Source organism: Alishewanella jeotgali KCTC 22429 (genome assembly GCF_000245735.1).
GTDB lineage: Bacteria > Pseudomonadota > Gammaproteobacteria > Enterobacterales > Alteromonadaceae > Alishewanella > Alishewanella jeotgali.
On record NZ_AHTH01000028.1, the window covers coordinates 31,417 to 47,642 of the forward strand.

Annotated in this window: 17 protein-coding genes; 4 read left to right on the top strand and 13 right to left on the bottom strand. The window is 51.9% G+C overall.

From position 1 onward, the window contains the following. Window positions 1-3 precede the first annotated feature (3 nt). The 10 genes from hemB to AJE_RS09740 all read right to left on the bottom strand — a co-directional run bounded on the left by hemB (window position 4) and on the right by AJE_RS09740 (window position 7,776). A complete protein-coding gene (gene hemB / locus AJE_RS09695) occupies window positions 4-1,011 on the bottom strand; it encodes a porphobilinogen synthase (protein WP_008950710.1) in 1,008 nt (335 codons plus the stop codon). Next, window positions 1,012-1,791 carry a TatD family hydrolase gene (locus AJE_RS09700; RefSeq protein WP_008950711.1) on the bottom strand — a complete coding sequence of 260 codons (780 nt, stop codon included), beginning with the start codon at window positions 1,789-1,791 and terminating at the stop codon, window positions 1,012-1,014. Window position 1,792: 1 nt separating this feature from the next. Beyond that, complete coding sequence (locus tag AJE_RS09705) at window positions 1,793-2,287, bottom strand: hypothetical protein (protein ID WP_008950712.1); 495 nt, start codon at window positions 2,285-2,287, stop codon at window positions 1,793-1,795. After that, window positions 2,284-3,036: a twin-arginine translocase subunit TatC gene (tatC, locus tag AJE_RS09710; RefSeq protein ID WP_008609708.1), complete on the bottom strand. Its 753-nt coding sequence runs from the start codon at window positions 3,034-3,036 to the stop codon at window positions 2,284-2,286. The genes AJE_RS09705 and tatC overlap by 4 nt, the downstream gene beginning before the upstream one ends. After that, the gene (gene tatB, locus AJE_RS09715; protein ID WP_008950713.1) at window positions 3,014-3,391 is read right to left on the bottom strand and encodes a Sec-independent protein translocase protein TatB; all 378 of its coding nucleotides are present in this window, start codon (window positions 3,389-3,391) and stop codon (window positions 3,014-3,016) included. Before tatB ends, tatC begins: the two co-directional genes overlap by 23 nt. 2 nt (window positions 3,392-3,393) lie before the next feature. Next, on the bottom strand, window positions 3,394-3,645 hold the full coding sequence (gene tatA / locus AJE_RS09720; RefSeq protein WP_008950714.1) for a Sec-independent protein translocase subunit TatA: 252 nt from the start codon (window positions 3,643-3,645) through the stop codon (window positions 3,394-3,396). 30 nt (window positions 3,646-3,675) lie between these two features. Further along, window positions 3,676-5,304, bottom strand: coding sequence for a ubiquinone biosynthesis regulatory protein kinase UbiB (ubiB, locus tag AJE_RS09725; protein WP_008950715.1), 1,629 nt, complete (start codon window positions 5,302-5,304; stop codon window positions 3,676-3,678). Next, window positions 5,295-5,912 (bottom strand): ubiquinone biosynthesis accessory factor UbiJ, encoded by a 618-nt coding sequence (locus AJE_RS09730; RefSeq protein ID WP_008950716.1) that lies wholly within the window; start codon window positions 5,910-5,912, stop codon window positions 5,295-5,297. The genes ubiB and AJE_RS09730 overlap by 10 nt, the downstream gene beginning before the upstream one ends. Beyond that, a complete protein-coding gene (ubiE, locus tag AJE_RS09735; protein ID WP_008609703.1) occupies window positions 5,912-6,667 on the bottom strand; it encodes a bifunctional demethylmenaquinone methyltransferase/2-methoxy-6-polyprenyl-1,4-benzoquinol methylase UbiE in 756 nt (251 codons plus the stop codon). Before ubiE ends, AJE_RS09730 begins: the two co-directional genes overlap by 1 nt. Window positions 6,668-6,771: 104 nt before the next feature. Next, the gene (locus AJE_RS09740; RefSeq protein WP_008950717.1) at window positions 6,772-7,776 is read right to left on the bottom strand and encodes a GGDEF domain-containing protein; all 1,005 of its coding nucleotides are present in this window, start codon (window positions 7,774-7,776) and stop codon (window positions 6,772-6,774) included. Window positions 7,777-8,038: 262 nt separating this feature from the next. Between AJE_RS09740 and AJE_RS09750 the strand changes: the two genes are divergently transcribed. Then, the gene (locus tag AJE_RS09750; RefSeq protein ID WP_008950719.1) at window positions 8,039-9,778 is read left to right on the top strand and encodes a DUF885 domain-containing protein; all 1,740 of its coding nucleotides are present in this window, start codon (window positions 8,039-8,041) and stop codon (window positions 9,776-9,778) included. 90 nt (window positions 9,779-9,868) lie between these two features. On the opposite strand, the gene AJE_RS09755 is transcribed toward AJE_RS09750, so the two are convergent. Beyond that, window positions 9,869-10,111, bottom strand: a complete 243-nt coding sequence (locus tag AJE_RS09755) for a hypothetical protein (protein ID WP_008950720.1) — start codon at window positions 10,109-10,111, stop codon at window positions 9,869-9,871. A 33-nt stretch (window positions 10,112-10,144) separates the two neighbouring features. Beyond that, window positions 10,145-10,603, bottom strand: coding sequence for an EVE domain-containing protein (locus AJE_RS09760; RefSeq protein WP_008950721.1), 459 nt, complete (start codon window positions 10,601-10,603; stop codon window positions 10,145-10,147). Between the two features lie 61 nt (window positions 10,604-10,664). Between AJE_RS09760 and tesB the strand changes: the two genes are divergently transcribed. Further along, window positions 10,665-11,534, top strand: coding sequence for an acyl-CoA thioesterase II (gene tesB / locus AJE_RS09765; RefSeq protein ID WP_008950722.1), 870 nt, complete (start codon window positions 10,665-10,667; stop codon window positions 11,532-11,534). On the opposite strand, the gene plsB is transcribed toward tesB, so the two are convergent. Continuing rightward, window positions 11,519-14,026, bottom strand: coding sequence for a glycerol-3-phosphate 1-O-acyltransferase PlsB (gene plsB, locus AJE_RS09770; protein WP_008950723.1), 2,508 nt, complete (start codon window positions 14,024-14,026; stop codon window positions 11,519-11,521). The two genes, tesB and plsB, sit on opposite strands and share 16 nt — an antisense overlap. Before the next feature lie 85 nt (window positions 14,027-14,111). Between plsB and lexA the strand changes: the two genes are divergently transcribed. Both lexA and coxB read left to right on the top strand, forming a co-directional pair. After that, window positions 14,112-14,735, top strand: a complete 624-nt coding sequence (lexA, locus tag AJE_RS09775; protein ID WP_008950724.1) for a transcriptional repressor LexA — start codon at window positions 14,112-14,114, stop codon at window positions 14,733-14,735. A gap of 418 nt (window positions 14,736-15,153) precedes the next feature. After that, complete coding sequence (gene coxB, locus AJE_RS09780; RefSeq protein WP_008950725.1) at window positions 15,154-16,224, top strand: cytochrome c oxidase subunit II; 1,071 nt, start codon at window positions 15,154-15,156, stop codon at window positions 16,222-16,224. Window positions 16,225-16,226 lie beyond the last annotated feature (2 nt).

The following is a 16,226-nucleotide window of genomic DNA, read 5'->3' on the forward strand; positions in this document are numbered from 1 at the left end:
GCCTCAGGCGGCCTGTTTTAACCAGATCGCAACTTTCTTGGCGAAGTAGGTCAGGATGCCATCGGCGCCGGCGCGTTTAAATGCCAGTAACGACTCCATAATCACCGGTTGTTCAGCCAGCCAGCCATTTTGAATGGCTGCCATATGCATCGCATATTCACCACTGACCTGATAGGCAAAAGTGGGCACGCCAAACTCGTCTTTTACCCGCCGTACAATATCCAGATAAGGCATACCCGGCTTGACCATCACCATATCGGCGCCTTCTTCCAGATCCAGCGCTACTTCATGCAGGGCTTCGTTGCTGTTAGCCGGATCCATCTGATAGGTTTTTTTATTACCACCTTTGAGGTTGCCAGCAGAACCAACCGCATCACGGAAGGGGCCATAGTAACTGGACGCGTATTTCGCCGAGTAAGCCAGAATACGGGTATTAACATAGCCTGCGTCTTCCAGCGCCTCGCGGATAACGCCAATCCGGCCATCCATCATATCCGAGGGTGCAACGATATCGGCACCGGCAGCAGCATGCGACAGCGCCTGCTTCACCAGCGCCTCAGTGGTGACATCATTTAGCACATAACCGTTTTCATCAATGATGCCGTCCTGACCGTGGGTAGTAAAAGGATCCAGGGCCACATCAGTAATGATACCCAGTTCCGGAACCTGCTGTTTCAGCAGTTTTACCGCCCGTTGCACCAGCGCATCGGGCTGCCAGGCCTCTTCAGCGTTTAATGACTTCTTCGCTGCCGGTACCACCGGGAACAGCGCGATGGCAGGAATACCGAGTGCAACCAGCTCTTTCGCTTCCTCAAGCAGCAGGTCGAGGCTCAGTCGCTCAATACCTGGCATGGAGGTGATACTCTCCCGCTGTTGTTCACCTTCGACAATAAACAGCGGATAAATCAGATCATCGACTGTTAGCTTGTGTTCGGCCATCAGGCGGCGACTAAAGTCCTGTTCACGCATCCGGCGGGGCCGGCTGGCAGGGAAATAGCGATTTGTATTCACTTAGTGATCCTCAAGTTGAAATAGCCGGCAGCTATTAGCATAGGTTTGCGCTGCGATTTCGGCCAACTCACGGCCAGTCAGCCGCGCGACCTCCGCCGCTATCGCCGGCAGTAACGCCGGGGTATTACGTTTTGGTCTGGGTCTTACCGTTCTGGGGAGTAAGTAAGGGGCGTCGGTCTCCAGAATTAAGCGATCGGCCGGAATATAGTGGATGGCTTGCTGTAATGCCTGACCGCGACGTTCGTCGCAGAGCCAGCCGGTGATGCCAATATAGAGCCCCAGATCCAGGTAAGCTTGGAGCTGACTGCGATCGCCGGTAAAACAGTGGGCGATGCCATAGCTGATTTGTTGCTCGTTTAGCATCGCCAGTTGGGTAGCAAAGGCATCCCGTTCATGCAGATACAGCGCTTTATCGAGCTGTTTGGCCAGTTGCAGCTGCTCGGCAAACACCTGTTGTTGTTGCTGACGCGGCGAAAAATCGCGGTTAAAGTCCAAGCCACATTCGCCAATCGCGACTACGCCAGGCTGAAGCGCCAGCTGTTGCAGGCTAGCCAGCCAGTCACTACTAACCTGCGCCGCCTGATGCGGATGGACGCCTGCCGTGGTGTAGCAGTTCGCATACTGCTGGCGGAACCCAAGGTTGTATTGGCTTTCTGCCAGCTCACTGCTAATTAATAACAGGCGCTCTACGCCAGCCGCCTGCGCCTCGTCCACAATAGCGGCTTCCTGACCGGCAAATTGCGGGCTAAATAAATTTACCCCGGCATCAAACCAGCGCATCCTAGTTGCTGCGCACCACTTTCAGGGTGCGGTTGCTGCCATCTTTGCCCAAATAGAAAGCGCCCAGCATGCCACGCTTAATGTAGATGCGCTCACCGCTTTGTAGTGGGAATTGGCCAGAGCCGCTCTGACGCCAGATCTGGCCATTATCCAGCTCAATAATCATTTCTTTACGTGGACTCAGGCTAAGCTTGGTAACAGTGGCATAGAGTTGGTCCACCGGATCTGCCGCGACCTGACGATGTTCTTTGCCAAAATTATCCGTGGCTGACGCGGTAGTAGTGGCTTGCCGCGCGCGTTCAGCGGCCTGTGGTGCCGGGCTGGCGGTGGTGCCTGCTGTACGTAGATTAATTTCGTCATAGCAGACCAGCCGCTTTAACGCATTTTGCTCGGTACGGCACTGCTCTAATTGCGCTGCCAGCGAACTTTGCGCCTGTAGCATGGGGCTGGCTAACAGTAACAGAGCGAAAGTTGAAGTAGTAAACAGTAATTTCATGGTTCTTGTTCCTGCGAGGGTTCATCAGTCTTGGGCTGATAAAAACGGCTGAGCCAAAGGCCGGCTTCAAACAACAGCCACATCGGAATAGCCAGTAGGGTTTGTGATAAGACATCAGGTGGTGTTAACAACATGCCAAGCACAAAGGCGCCGACAATAATATAGGGGCGTTTTTCGGCCAGAGCCTGCCGGGTTACGCTGCCGCTCCAGATCAATAACAGAATCGCGATCGGGATCTCAAAAGATAAACCAAAGGCAAAGAACAGCTTCAGCACGAAATCCAGATAGCTGCTGATATCGGTAGCGATGGTGACACCGGCCGGCGCGACACTGGTAAAAAAGGCGAAAATCAGTGGGAAGACCACAAAATAGGCAAAGGCAATACCGGCGTAGAATAGCAGGGTGCTACTGAATACCAGCGGCGCCATCAGTTTTTTCTCACGGCTATATAGCGCCGGCGCAATAAATTGCCAGACTTGCCACAGAATATACGGAATAGCCAGACAGATCGCGACGATAAAGGTCAGCTTAAAGGGCGCAAAAAAGGGGGCTGCAACATCAGTGGCAATCATGCTGGTGCCTTCCGGCAACACCGCCAGCAGTGGTTCTGCCAACAGGGCGTAGATATCACGCGCAAAGTAAGCCAGTGCGGCAAAGACGATTAAGACCGCAATAACGCAGCGGAGCAGACGGTTACGTAACTCGACGAGGTGACCTAACAGGCTGTCAGGATCCGGTTTTGTTTTCATTCTTTACAGCGGTCTCTTCGGCAGTTGGTGCTGGAGTTTCTGGGGTTGGCACTGGCAAAGGTGTAGCCTGAGCAGCACTGGCCGGGCGCACTGCATTTGCCGCTTCGGTGAGCTCCTTTAGCGCTGCGGTTTCCTCCGCAGTCAGATTAACCAGGCCTTTGGCCTCAGCGTCTTTTAGCTTTTGATGCAACTCATGTACGCGCAGATTGTCATTCAGCTCAGCCTGCATTTGCTGGCCAAACTGTTTGATACTGCGCACTGTCTTCACGGTACTGCGGATGGCACCGGGCAGCCGTTCCGGTCCCAGCACCAGCAGGGCGACCACCGCGATAACCAGCAGTTCCCAAAAGCCCATAATCAGACTTTATCTTTTTCTTTGTTAACCGTGTCGCTGTTCGCAGCAGTGTTTTTCTGCTCTGGCAGCTGTTGTGGCTTTTGCTCGGCAGCTGGCTGTTCCGGTTGCTCTTCATCTTTAATTGAGCTGCGGAATCCTTTGATGGCTGAGCCTAAATCAGAGCCAATACCGCGCAGCTTCTTGGTGCCGAACAGCAAAACAATAATCGCCAATACAATCAACAGTTGCCAGATACTAATACCACCAAAACCCATGCTCTTATCCTCGGAATTGCCTGACTGCTGCTAGTGCAGCAGCGCCCTAACCGTTAGGGCGATAGCACCGGCCCCCAACAGGCTGGCCAGTACCGGTAAATTGATGCTAAGCGCTATACTAGCACTGATTAAGCTGGCTGCTGCAAGCACCGCGCTAATAATTTGCGCTTTCCCACGTTGCTGTTGTTGTTGTAACGCTTGCAACTGCAACAGCAGCGCCTGTTGTTGCCGTGGGCCTTGCTCCAGATAGCGGTGCAGTAGCTCCGGCATCTGGGGCATTTTTTCTGCCCAAAAAGGAAAATTCTCTTTCACCTGCCGCCAAATCGCCGGCAAGCCTACCTGTTGTTTGACCCAGTTTTCCAGAAAGGGTTTAGCGGTTTTCCATAAATCCAGTTGCGGATACAGTTGCCGCCCTAAACCCTCAATATAGAGCAGGGTTTTTTGTAACAGCACCAACTGCGGCTGGACCTGCATTTCAAAGCGGCGCGCCGTATTAAATAAATTCAGCAGCACATGCCCAAAGGAAATCTCCGCCAGCGGCTTTTGAAAAATTGGCTCGCAGACGGTGCGGATCGCACTTTCAAATTCTTCTACCTTGGTATGGGCGGGTACCCAGCCGGAGTCCAGATGCAGCTGAGCTACCTTGCGATAATCGCGATTAAAAAAGGCGACAAAATTTTCTGCCAAATAGCGCTTATCCTCGGCATTGAGGGTACCCACGATGCCACAATCAATACCGATATACTTTGGATTTTCCGGATGCTCACGCGCAACGAAGATATTCCCCGGATGCATGTCGGCATGAAAAAAGCTGTCACGGAATACCTGGGTAAAAAACACCTCGACCCCACGTTTGGCCAGCAGCTCCATATTAGTGCCTTGCGCTTCCAATGCCGCGATATCAGAAACCGGAATACCATAGATCCGTTCCATGACCATAATATTACTGCGGCTGTAATCGGCGTAAACAAAAGGGATATATAGCGAATCCGAGCCTTCAAAGTTGCGCCGCAGTTGAATAGCGTTCGCTGCTTCGCGTTGTAAATCCAGTTCATCGAGAATGGTTTTGCGATATTCCGAAACCACTTCCCGTGGCCGCAGACGTTTGCCATCAGGTAGCAGGCGGGCCGCTATTACGGCCAGGCTGTCCATCAGGGCGAGATCAGCCAGGATTTGCTTTTCGATCCCAGGGCGGATCACCTTAACGACCACTGCTGCCTGAGTGCCATCAGCTAATTGCAGGCGGGCGCTATGCACCTGGGCAATTGAGGCCGAAGCCAGAGGTGTAATATCGAATTCGGCGAACAGCTGCTGAATGTCGCTTAGTCCCAGCGCCTGTTCGATTAGTGCCTTGGCTTGCTCACCAGGGAAAGGACGGACCTTATCCTGTAAGATCGCCAGCTCGTCTGCCAGCTCGGCCGGTAACAAATCGCGTCGGGTAGATAACATCTGGCCAAACTTAATCCAGACCGGTCCCAGACTTTGTAATGCCAGACGCAGTCTGGCGGCGACAGACTGTTCGGGATAGCGGTTTTTTAACCAGAACAGACAACGCCGTGCCGCCCGGGCATACCAGGGTTGCCACTGGGCAGGGATCAGCTCATCCAGCCCATATTGCAGCAAGGTTTTCTGGATCTGATAGAAACGGCTTAGGCGCACCTGGACTCCTGCAGTAGTTGGATTTTGCGTCGGACTTGCTCTACCTGGCCTTGCAGTTGGCTGAGCTGTTGGGTAAACAGCTCGTATTCCGCCCGTACCGGTACTAGTTGCAGTTCATCCTGCACCAGTTCGAGCTGCGTTTGCTGTAGCAACTGCCATTTCTGACTACAGTAGCTGCTGAGTTGGCTCAGCGTCTGCAAAAGCTTATGGCTGGGAGCATCCCCCAGATAGCGGGCAAGCTCGGTTTGCCAATCGGGGTCAAGCTGCTGGAAAAAACTGGCATATTGCTGCGCCAGCTGTAAGTCGCCGTCAATTTGCAGGGCATCGGCTTTAATCAGGCGGGTTAACTGGCTGGGGTCGCGCAGTTGGCGCAAACTGGCCAGATCGGTACTGATCCGGCAATCGGCCGTTTCGTCCTGCTGATTAAATAGCAAACTATCGCTACCGGCGCTGACCACTATTGTCAGTTTCAGCTCGCGTAAGGCGAAGGCCAGCTGTTTGCCCTGTAGCTGGCGCAGTTTGGGCAGGCAGGATGGATCCAGCGCTATCGCTTTGCGGCTAAGCCGCTCTGCCACAGCACACAGCAATTGTGGCAATAACGGCAACATCAGAATTTATAGCCCCGATGTAAGGCGACAATACCACCGGTCAGATTGTGATAACTGACTTCCTGGAAGCCGGCATCCTGCATCATCTGCTTTAAGGTTTCCTGATCCGGGTGCATCCGGATTGACTCGGCCAGATACTGGTAGCTTTCTTTATCATTGGCGATCAACTGGCCCATAAAAGGCAGAATGCGGAACGAGTAGAGATCGTAAGCTTTACTGAGTAATTCGCTTTCTGGTTTGGAAAACTCCAGTACCAGCAGGCGACCACCGGGCTTGAGCACCCGGAACATTGAGCGCAGTGCAGCATCTTTATCGGTGACATTACGTAAGCCAAAGCCAATAGAGACGATGTCGAAGCTGTTGTCGGCAAAGGGCAGGGCTTCAGCGTTGGCTTGCACAAATTCGATATTATTCACCAGCCCCAGGTCGCGCAGTTTATCGCGGCCGACATTCAGCATTGACTCATTAATATCGGCCAGTACCACCTTGCCGCTTGGACCAACCCGTTTGGAGAATAACGCCGTAATATCGCCGGTACCCCCGGCCAGATCCAGCACCTGTTGCCCGGCGCGCACGCCGCTGCAGTCAATAGTAAAACGTTTCCACAGCCGGTGAATGCCCATCGACATCACGTCATTCATAATGTCGTACTTAGCGGCGACCGAGTGAAAGACATCGGCGACCATCGCAACTTTCTGCTCTTTAGGTACAGATTTAAAGCCAAAATGCGTGGTGTTATTGGTAGGTTCGGACATAACAAAGCCTGCTTGGGAACATTAGGCCGCTAGTGTAAAAGATTACGCCGGCAGAGCCAACAACCAGAGGGGATCCTGTTAAAAAATATGCAACAGTGGACGCTTTAGATGGCAGCCAGCATTACTTCATTGGCAACTTGATTGCGGCCGCGTTGTTTGGCCAGCTGTAATACGCTATTGGTGCGCGATAAAAATTGATACCAATTTTCTGAGGCCTGATACAGCGCTACACCCAATGAGATAGTGATTTTTGGTAAGCTTTTCTTATCCCGGGCGGAGACAAAACGCAGTTTCTCGACGCCTTTGCGGACCTGCTCTGCAATTTCGGCGGCGGTTCTCAGGTCAACATCGGGTAGCAGCAGTAAAAACTCTTCGCCGCCAGAGCGCACTGGCATGCCGCTTTCCTGCACATAGCTGCGCACTTTTTTCGCCACCTTAGACAAAATAATATCGCCAATGGTGGCGCCGTAATCCTGATTAAAACGGGCAAAATGATCCAAATCTACCGCAATAGCTGCGATGCGTCGATCAGGTTGCTCGCTTAACCACAGCTCGACCTGATTTTGCATCGCCACCCTGTTGTACAGGCCAGTCAGGGGATCTTGCAGTCGCTGTTGCTTTAATTGTTCTAGCTCATCACGCAGCTGATGACTTTGCTGGTTTGCCGCCACCAGTTGCTGATTCAACTGTTGCTGCTGTTTTCGGTAGGCGAGGGTGACTTGCTTTAGTTCTGCCAGCGCCGGTGGCATCGGCTGGGCGTCTTGCTCCAGCTTGAAAGCGGTGTGATCCAACTGGTCGATAAAGTTCTCGGTGGCTTCAGCGGCGAGGTCGGTGTAGCCAGATAGTCGGCTGACCATGCCAGAAACATCCTGCAACAGTTGTTCCTGTTGCTGCTGCTCCGGCATTAAATAGCGGTTGTACAGCTCCGCCATAATAAAATCGTCAAACTCGGCCTTAGCTGCCAGCTTCTGTTCTATTGCCTGACACAGTTCAGCGTTATTACCGCTGATGTATTCGTAGGCAACAGTGTAATTGGTCGGATGCGCGGCAAGCTGGTTATGGCGCAAAAAGGCACCTACCTGCGTTGCTTTGTCCAAAGCTTGCTGCATCGTGTCCTTGTACTTCATGGCAGGGATCTGGGCTCCATAAGCGCAATCTTATTATTCTTTCAAACCTATAGTACGTGATAAAAGATTACAGGCAATATCTTTTACAGATAATTTAGTGATTGTGATGAAAATCACGGCAAGCCAAACTGCCGATTGCCGAAAATAGCGATAAAGTGCCGGTTTAATCAGTTCCGTGCTCTGCTTTTTTGCGGTCAGACAGGTACAATCAAGTAAAGAAAAATAAAACAACAGGGAGTCACTGATGCAAATACGAGCGGAACCTCTCAGTCTGATTGCTGCGATACTGCTATTGGCCGGTTGTGCCAGTAAGAGCCCGGACGCTGTGGCACCGAGCTTTAGCCAACTGGCGGAGCAGATTTGGCAGGCTGAAACCGCCTTGCGCACGCCAGCACCGGGCACGTTAACCGATATGTCGCCGGCAGCACTGGCCGCACGGCAACAACAACGGCTGGCGTTGCAGCAACAGTTACAGGCGGTTGACCTGAACCAACTGAGCGAACAGGACAAAATTAATCACGCTATCCTGAGTTATCGCCTGGCAGATGAGATCGACCAATATCGATTCAATGCGCATCTGATGCCGTTAACCTCTGAATCGGGCTTTCATACCGCGCTGGCGTTTAGTTTTCAGCGCTCTGCTTTACGGCAGACCAATGATTACCAGCAATATTTACAACGGCTGGCGGCGATTCCAGGTTATATGATGCAACAGATCGCGTTGATGCAGCAGGGCCTGGACCAAGGTATCACCCAGCCGGCGGTAGTGCTGGCGGGTTTTGAGCAAAGTATCAGTTCCTATATTGCCCAGCCTGAGCAAAGCGTGTTTTTTCAGCCGCTACAGCGCAAATCAGACCTGATCAGTGAGCAGGAATGGCAAAGCTTCCGGCAGCAGGCTCTCGGCATAATTGAGACGGCGGTGAATCCGGCATTTCAGGGCTTTTACGATTTTATGGTGCAGCACTACTTACCGGGTGCACGCCAGGATATTGCTGCCAGTACCTTACCCAATGGCGCAGCCTTTTACCAAAATCGCTTGGAGCATTACACCACGTTACAGATGACACCGCAGCAGGTACACGACATTGGCCTGGCGGAAGTAGCGCGGATCCGTGCTGAGATGCAGCAGGTAATTGATAGTCTCGGCTTTACCGGCAGCTTTGCCGATTTCGTGCAGTTCTTGCGTGAAGATCCGCAATTCTACCCGCAATCAGCCGACGAACTCCTGCGGTATGCCGCCTGGTTGTCGAAACGGGCTGATGCCCAATTACCGCGTTTCTTTAAACTCTTACCACGCACGCCCTATGGCGTAGTGGAAGTGCCGGCAGAGATTGCCCCCAAATATACGACTGGCCGCTACTCTGGCGCTACCCGTGACGACCAGGCAGGTTACTACTGGGTGAATACCTATGCCTTGAACCGGCGGCCACTGTATGAAATGGAAGCTCTGACACTGCATGAGGCGGTGCCCGGCCACCACTTGCAGATCTCCCTGGCGCGGGAGCAGGGCGACTTACCAGACTACCGACGCACCTTCTATACCTCGGCCTTTGGCGAGGGCTGGGGTCTGTATGCCGAGTATCTGGGGCTGGAAATGGGCTTTTATCAGGATCCCTACAGTAACTTTGGCCGCCTGACCTATGAAATGTGGCGAGCTGCGCGGCTGGTTGTGGATACCGGCATGCACAGTCTGGGGTGGAGCCGGCAGCAGGCGATCGACTTTTTGGCCGAAAATACCGCCTTATCTATGCATAACGTACAAACGGAAATTGATCGCTATATTAGCTGGCCGGCGCAGGCACTGTCGTACAAGCTGGGCGAGTTGACTATTCGCCGGCTGCGGCAACAGGCTGAACAGCAGCTGGGCGATAAGTTTGATATCCGAGTTTTCCATCAGGTAGTGTTGGATAACGGCAGTGTGCCATTGGCGGTGTTGGAGCAACAGGTACGAAATTATATTCAGCAGCAACTAAGCAGCTCATGACGTGACTTTAAAGTAATAACGCCGGCTAAGCCGGCGTTATCTTTTGAGTAGCTGTTGTAGCTATCTGAATCAGTTAACAGATAATAACACTCAGCCCCGAAGTACTATACTGGGAGTGGTATCAATCTGGCCTTCCTGGTCAATCGCCGCCAGCTTGCCGTCAAAGTCAAGTACCGCAAGCTTACCGTAGGGTAAATGACGAACAAACTGTAGCTGGTAGCCATAACGCTGCAATTCAGCCACCGAAAATTTCTGCGCTAAGCTTAACTGATCCCAAAAATAATTAAGGTCCTTTTCCGTCTGGCGCCTTTCCTGTACCTGTATCGCTAGCATAACGGGCTCCAAAACACAGGATTAAGTCAGGGACTATTGTAAAGCCAATAAATCCCGCCATTGTTGTATCGTAACCGGCATCACTGACAGTCTGCTGCCTTTTTGAACAACCGGCAACTCTGCCATCTTAGCCGAGCTTTTAATTTTGTCTAGTGTTATTAGTCTGGGCAATTTTTGCACAAAACGCAAATCGACGGCGACCCAGCGTGGCTGCTCAGCTTTAGCTTTTGGATCATAATATATACTACGGCAGTCAAATTGGCTCGGATCAGCATAAGCCGATCTGACCACTTCCGCGATCCCTGCCACACCAATATCCTTGCAACTGGAATGATAGATTAACACGTGATCACCGACCTGGACGCCATCACGCAGAAAGTTTCGTGCCTGATAATTACGTACACCCTCCCAAACAATAGGCGTTGTTGGGGCGCGCGCAAAATCGTCAATACTGCATTCGCTGGGTTCAGTTTTAAATAACCAATAGTTCATTTTGCCAGGCTCCGGTAATTACGGCAGAATAACTCCTCTTGCTAGCGGAAAAGGTTACCGTATGAGTCAGGTACTTGCGAATTTATTATCACTGCTGAAACTTGAGACCATAGAACTAGGCTTATACCGCGGCCAAAGTCAGGATCTGGGGTTTAAGGCGGTGTTCGGTGGTCAGGTGATGGGTCAGGCGCTATCGGCAGCCAAAGAAACGCTGCCCGAAGAGCGTAAATTACATTCGTTCCATTCGTATTTTTTACGCCCGGGTGATGCCAGCAAGCCGATTGTCTATGAAGTTGACAATATCCGTGATGGCAAAAGCTTTAGTACCCGCCGGGTCAGTGCCATTCAGTACGGTAAACCGATCTTCTATATGACGGCGTCATTCCAGGATGAGGAGCTGGGCTTTGAACATCAGCTTAGCATGCCACAGGTACCGGGGCCGGATCAGCTGGTATCGGATCTCGACTTCTACCAGCAGCATGCGGCGCAAATTCCGGAAAAATTACGCAGTAAGTTTATCTGCGAAAAACCGATCGAAATGCGGCCGGTGGATTTTCAAAATCCGTTTTCGCCGGTGGTCAGTGCGCCGAAGCGTTATGTCTGGTTTAAAGCCAATGGCAGCATGCCAGATGATCTGCGGGTGCATAAATATCTGCTGGCCTATGCATCAGATTTTAACTTTCTGCCTACTGCTTTGCAGCCGCATGGTCGTTCTTTTATGGCGAAAAATATGCAGGTCGCCACTATCGACCATGCCATGTGGTTTCATCAGGATTTTCGTTTTGATGACTGGTTGCTCTACGCTGTGGATAGCCCGGCCGCATCCGGCGGCCGGGGTTTAGTGCAAGGTCAGTTTTTTACCCGCGATGGTAAACTGGTGGCGACTACTATCCAGCAAGGGGTGATCCGCGAGTATCAGGAGCCGGGCTGAGTGGTTGCGGCCTCCGGCATAATGCTGTGAATACTTTGTAACACCTCGCTACGCAACAGCAAGTTAACAGTGGCTGCCAACCGCGATAAAGCTGGTGTTGCCTGTAGCCGGTTGTCCTGATCTGACTGACAGTAACCTTCCAGTTTTAACGCCTGGCTTAAGCTGGCAAACAGGTTCTTGTCGTAGTACTCCGGTGCATTGATGCCATGCAAGGTTAGTAAGCGTTGCGCCAGTTGATGGCTTTGCTGTTCCAGCTCCGGGCGCGGCAGCGGGCCATGCGCCCGCAACAGGTTAAAGACCATGGCATAGCGCTGCAGCGTATGTTCGGCATTGTGCGCCAGTAAATCTAACATCATATATTCGCGGCTGTGCTGCGGTGGAGCCAGATAATCTTCTCCGTCCTGTATTAACAACCCTTGCGCCTGCAGTTGTTGCAACAGTTGCCTGATATAGTGCTGCAATGAGGGCACCTGCAAAAATAATTCATGTTTTAACAGGCTATACAGTTGCTCGGCCAGGCTTTGCAGTTCAGTCAAACTGAGTCGCTGTTGTCGGAGTACGGCCGAAGCCAGAATGGCCGGCAGGATAAACAGATGCAGAATATTATTCCGATAATAACTCATTAGCACCGCTTGCTGTGGGCTTAAACTGACCAGTTGACCGAAACTGTCTGCCGTCAGCATGATTTTTTGCATCCTGGCTGCATGTTCCAGCATTTGCTCGGCACTTTGTTCTGGCAGGCTGACATTGGCATGATAGGGTACCGCTTGCTGCAACGTCAGATAGGCTTGCAACTGTTGCACCAACTCCTGCCGGGTCAGACTATGCTTATCGCTGGCCAGCAAACAGAGGGCAATCAGGTTAATGCTGTTCAATGCCGCCGCCTGATTGATATGCCGCATAATCTGCTCGGACAACTTGCCGGTCACCGGATTTAACCACTGCGGTTTAGGCGCTTCCAGCGGGTTAATTTCACTTTTCCAAGCTGGCACCTGCTGGCTCAGATACTGGTTCAGTGAAATCGGCTCGCCGAAATTGACATAGCCATAGCCATAATCGCGCAGATTACGGATTGCCTTCAGTACACCAAACACCGATTCTTTCTGCTTACCTGAGCCCTGCAGTTCGCTAAGGTAGGTATTGACCTCCATCACATGCTCGTATCCCAGATACACCGGTACCAGCGTGACCGGGCGATCGATACCGCGCAGCATCGACTGTACTGTCATCGCCAGCATGCCGGTTTTGGGTTGCAATAAGCGACCGGTGCGGCTGCGACCGCCCTCAGTGTAATACTTGACGGCATAGCCTTTGATAAACAACAGACTCAGGTATTCACGGAATACCGCAGAGTACAGCTTGTTGCCGCTAAAGCTGCGCCGGATAAAGAAAGCGCCACCACGACGGAAAATGGTACCGGCCGGCCAGAAATTCAGATTAATACCAGCCGCAATATGCGGCGGTACCAGGCCCTGATGATAAATAATGTAGCTAAGTAGTAAGTAGTCCATATGGCTGCGGTGGCAGGGAACATAGACGATTTCATGCCCTTTCTGTGCCAGCTCAAGCAGCTTGTCGGCATTTTTAACCTTGATGCCGTAATAGAGTTTTTGCCACAACCAGCTCAGAATGCGGTCGCCAAAGCGTAGCGTCGAGGTGCGGTAGTCCGCGGCAATTTCCTGCAGTAACTTGCGGGCTTCCTGTTGCGCCGCCTGATAACTGATGCGTTTAGTTTCGGCCTCGTCGGCAATGGCCTTTTTCAGCGCCGGCGAGGCCAGTAACGCATTAAATAACTGATTTCGTTGCATCAGTTTGGGGCCGGTTGCTGCCAGCCGTTGCCGGTAAAAGTGGATCCGCGACATTCGTAGTAGTTTACGCGCCGTTTCCGGTGCAGAACCAAACTGGGCCGCCATTTGTTGTAAATCCACGGGTTTACTCAGCCGTACCAGCGTATGGCGTCCGGAAATCAGCACAATAAGTAATTTTGCCAGCCAGTTTGGTGAGTGTGCTTCGCCAATCAGCCATTTAATGCTGTTCTCTTTACCCGGTGCCCGGCCCCATAAAATGGCGGCCGGCATTAACTGTGCTTTTAGCTCAGGCTGTGCCAGATGGGCGGCTAACAGTTGCTGGCCTTGTTGCAGGGCCCGGGTTTTGCCGCGCCCGCCGATCAGCCGGTGTGGTTGCTCCAGAAACAGAGTGCGGGGCAACAGCTGTGACCCTAATTGCACCTTAGATAGCGGATCAGGTAATTGTAACTGCTGACATACCCGGCGTAAGGTTGCCAAATCACTGGCGGACTCAGTATGGCAGATATACAGCAAGGGCCGTCCGGGCTCGACTCCGAGCGCATGCAGCGGATTATCGGGCACAATTTTATATTTCACCAACAGCCGGATGGGCCATCGTAACAGTTTGGTAAACAGCTTAAAGCCTGACAACATAACCTTACTGACCTGAAAAAAATGGGCGCTAAGAATAGCATAGCTGATCATAGCAGCAAGTTTTGTTCACGCTGAAAACTTGGCAAGGCCAGAAAGACTGTATATACTCACAGTAAATACTGTATGGGTAGCCAGCATGAACAGACCTCTTACTCCACGGCAGGCAGAAATTCTGCAGCTGATTAAGGATTATCAACAGGAAACCGGTATGCCGCCAACGCGGGCGGAAATTGCGGTGCGGCTGGGTTTTAAATCAGCCAATGCGGCGGAAGAGCATCTAAAAGCCCTGGCCAAGAAAGGCGTGATCGCAATGTTGCCCGGCACCTCAAGGGGGATCCGTTTGTTGGAAGAGGACGCGGCCCCGGAGCAACTGGGTTTACCGTTAATTGGTAAAGTCGCCGCCGGTCAGCCGATCCTGGCAGCAGAGCATGTCCAGGACCATTACCAGATCGATGCCAACCTGTTTAAACCGCACGCTGATTTTTTATTGCGGGTGCAAGGTATGAGTATGCAGGATATCGGTATTCTGGATGGCGATTTGCTGGCCGTACACAAAACCCAGCAGGCGCAGCCAGGCCAGGTCATCGTCGCGCGGGTCGATGATGAGGTCACGGTAAAACGCTTTCAGCGCGATGGCAATCAGGTATTGCTGTTACCGGAAAATCCGGATTTTGAGGTGATAAAAGTTGACTTGCGACAGCAATTTTTCGCCGTAGAAGGCTTAGCAGTCGGGGTGATCCGTAACGGTAGCTGGTTATAATTTATAAAATTTCTCAATAGCTTATTTTTAAAATTGCTGGTATGACCTGTTGGTTTTATCGGCACTTTTGCATTTTAGGGGTTTACATAATCTTCATCCTGGATAATTCTTAGACGGTAGCCGGCGAAAAAATAACAACAGGTGTGCCGCTACTGATTTCAGCGCTAGCCTCGAAATCAACCCAAGAACAATAACAATAATAAATTGCGAAACTTATATCCCCGCATCTGCAAGGATGACGGGTATAGCACATAGATTCGGTTGGGTAGGTAGTCAAAAAACCGTGTAGTTCTGTGTACTTGGTTTCTGCAATTTGCTTTGCAAATGACAGAGGAGAAGTACAGTGACAAACGCGCGTTGTCTGCTTTGGTCGCTGCCGACCCTGCTTTTTGCCGCATCGGCAAATGCATCAACATCCATGCCTTTAAATATGACCCGGGGCGTTACGGAAATTAGTCAGCAGGTTTATCAACTGCATATGACAATTTTCTGGATTTGTTGCGTTATCGGTGCAGTGGTGTTTGGGATCATGTTCTGGTCCATCATTCGCCACCGCAAAGCGCGGGGAGTGCAGCCGGCTCAGTTTCACGAAAGCACTAAGGTTGAAATTCTGTGGACCGCCATCCCGGTGGTGATTCTGATTGGTATGGCAATACCTGCCACCAAAACCTTAATCGCGATGGAAGATACCTCGGCTGCGGATGTCACCGTATTAGTGACGGGCTCGCAGTGGAAGTGGCATTACAAATATCTTGATCATGAGATCGAATATTTCTCCCTTTTGGCCACCCCACGTGAGCAAATTGCCAACAAGCTGGCCAAAGGCGAGAACTATCTGCTGGAAGTTGACCGGCCGCTGGTGATCCCAACCGGTAAAAAAGTCCGTTTCCTGATGACCTCTGACGATGTGATTCACTCCTGGTGGGTGCCTGCTTTCGCCGTAAAAAAAGACGCTAACCCCGGCTTTATTAATGAAGCCTGGACCCGGGTTGATGAGCCTGGCATTTATCGTGGTCAGTGTGCTGAGCTCTGCGGTAAAGATCATGGCTTTATGCCAGTGGTGGTGATTGCGAAAGAGCCTGCGGACTACCAGGCCTGGGTGGTACAGGAAGAGGCCCGTATTGCCGCAGCAAAGGCAGCAGAGCGCGAATTGTTGGCGATGAATATGGATATGGCAGAACTGATGGCTACCGGTGAACGGGTGTATCAGGGCTGGTGTGTCGCCTGTCATCAGGCCAGCGGTAACGGTTTACCCGGTATCTTCCCGGCAATCCGCGGCAGTCAGCTGGTGCTGAATGACCGCCGCGCCCATATCGATATTATCGTCAATGGTAAACCCGGTACGGCGATGCAGGCCTTTGGCCGGCAGCTCAGCCTGAAAGAACTGGCCGCGGTCATTACCTATACCCGCAATGCCTTTGATAATAATACCGGTGATGCCGTGCAGGCTGCGGATGTTTACGCTGTGCAGCAGGGTAAGGGAGAGTAAGC

Coding starts and splice junctions, on each gene's coding strand:
- AJE_RS09730 (WP_008950716.1), bottom strand. CDS start 5,912: ATGTTGCCGTTATTGCCACAATTGCTGTGTGCTGTGGCAGAGCGGCTT.
- AJE_RS09755 (WP_008950720.1), bottom strand. CDS start 10,111: ATGCTAGCGATACAGGTACAGGAAAGGCGCCAGACGGAAAAGGACCTT.
- AJE_RS09750 (WP_008950719.1), top strand. CDS start 8,039: ATGCAAATACGAGCGGAACCTCTCAGTCTGATTGCTGCGATACTGCTA.
- coxB (WP_008950725.1), top strand. CDS start 15,154: ATGCCTTTAAATATGACCCGGGGCGTTACGGAAATTAGTCAGCAGGTT.
- AJE_RS09700 (WP_008950711.1), bottom strand. CDS start 1,791: ATGCGCTGGTTTGATGCCGGGGTAAATTTATTTAGCCCGCAATTTGCC.
- ubiE (WP_008609703.1), bottom strand. CDS start 6,667: ATGTCCGAACCTACCAATAACACCACGCATTTTGGCTTTAAATCTGTA.
- AJE_RS09705 (WP_008950712.1), bottom strand. CDS start 2,287: ATGAAATTACTGTTTACTACTTCAACTTTCGCTCTGTTACTGTTAGCC.
- AJE_RS09740 (WP_008950717.1), bottom strand. CDS start 7,776: ATGCAGCAAGCTTTGGACAAAGCAACGCAGGTAGGTGCCTTTTTGCGC.
- tatC (WP_008609708.1), bottom strand. CDS start 3,036: ATGAAAACAAAACCGGATCCTGACAGCCTGTTAGGTCACCTCGTCGAG.
- tatB (WP_008950713.1), bottom strand. CDS start 3,391: ATGGGCTTTTGGGAACTGCTGGTTATCGCGGTGGTCGCCCTGCTGGTG.
- plsB (WP_008950723.1), bottom strand. CDS start 14,026: ATGATCAGCTATGCTATTCTTAGCGCCCATTTTTTTCAGGTCAGTAAG.
- tatA (WP_008950714.1), bottom strand. CDS start 3,645: ATGGGTTTTGGTGGTATTAGTATCTGGCAACTGTTGATTGTATTGGCG.
- tesB (WP_008950722.1), top strand. CDS start 10,665: ATGAGTCAGGTACTTGCGAATTTATTATCACTGCTGAAACTTGAGACC.
- lexA (WP_008950724.1), top strand. CDS start 14,112: ATGAACAGACCTCTTACTCCACGGCAGGCAGAAATTCTGCAGCTGATT.
- AJE_RS09760 (WP_008950721.1), bottom strand. CDS start 10,603: ATGAACTATTGGTTATTTAAAACTGAACCCAGCGAATGCAGTATTGAC.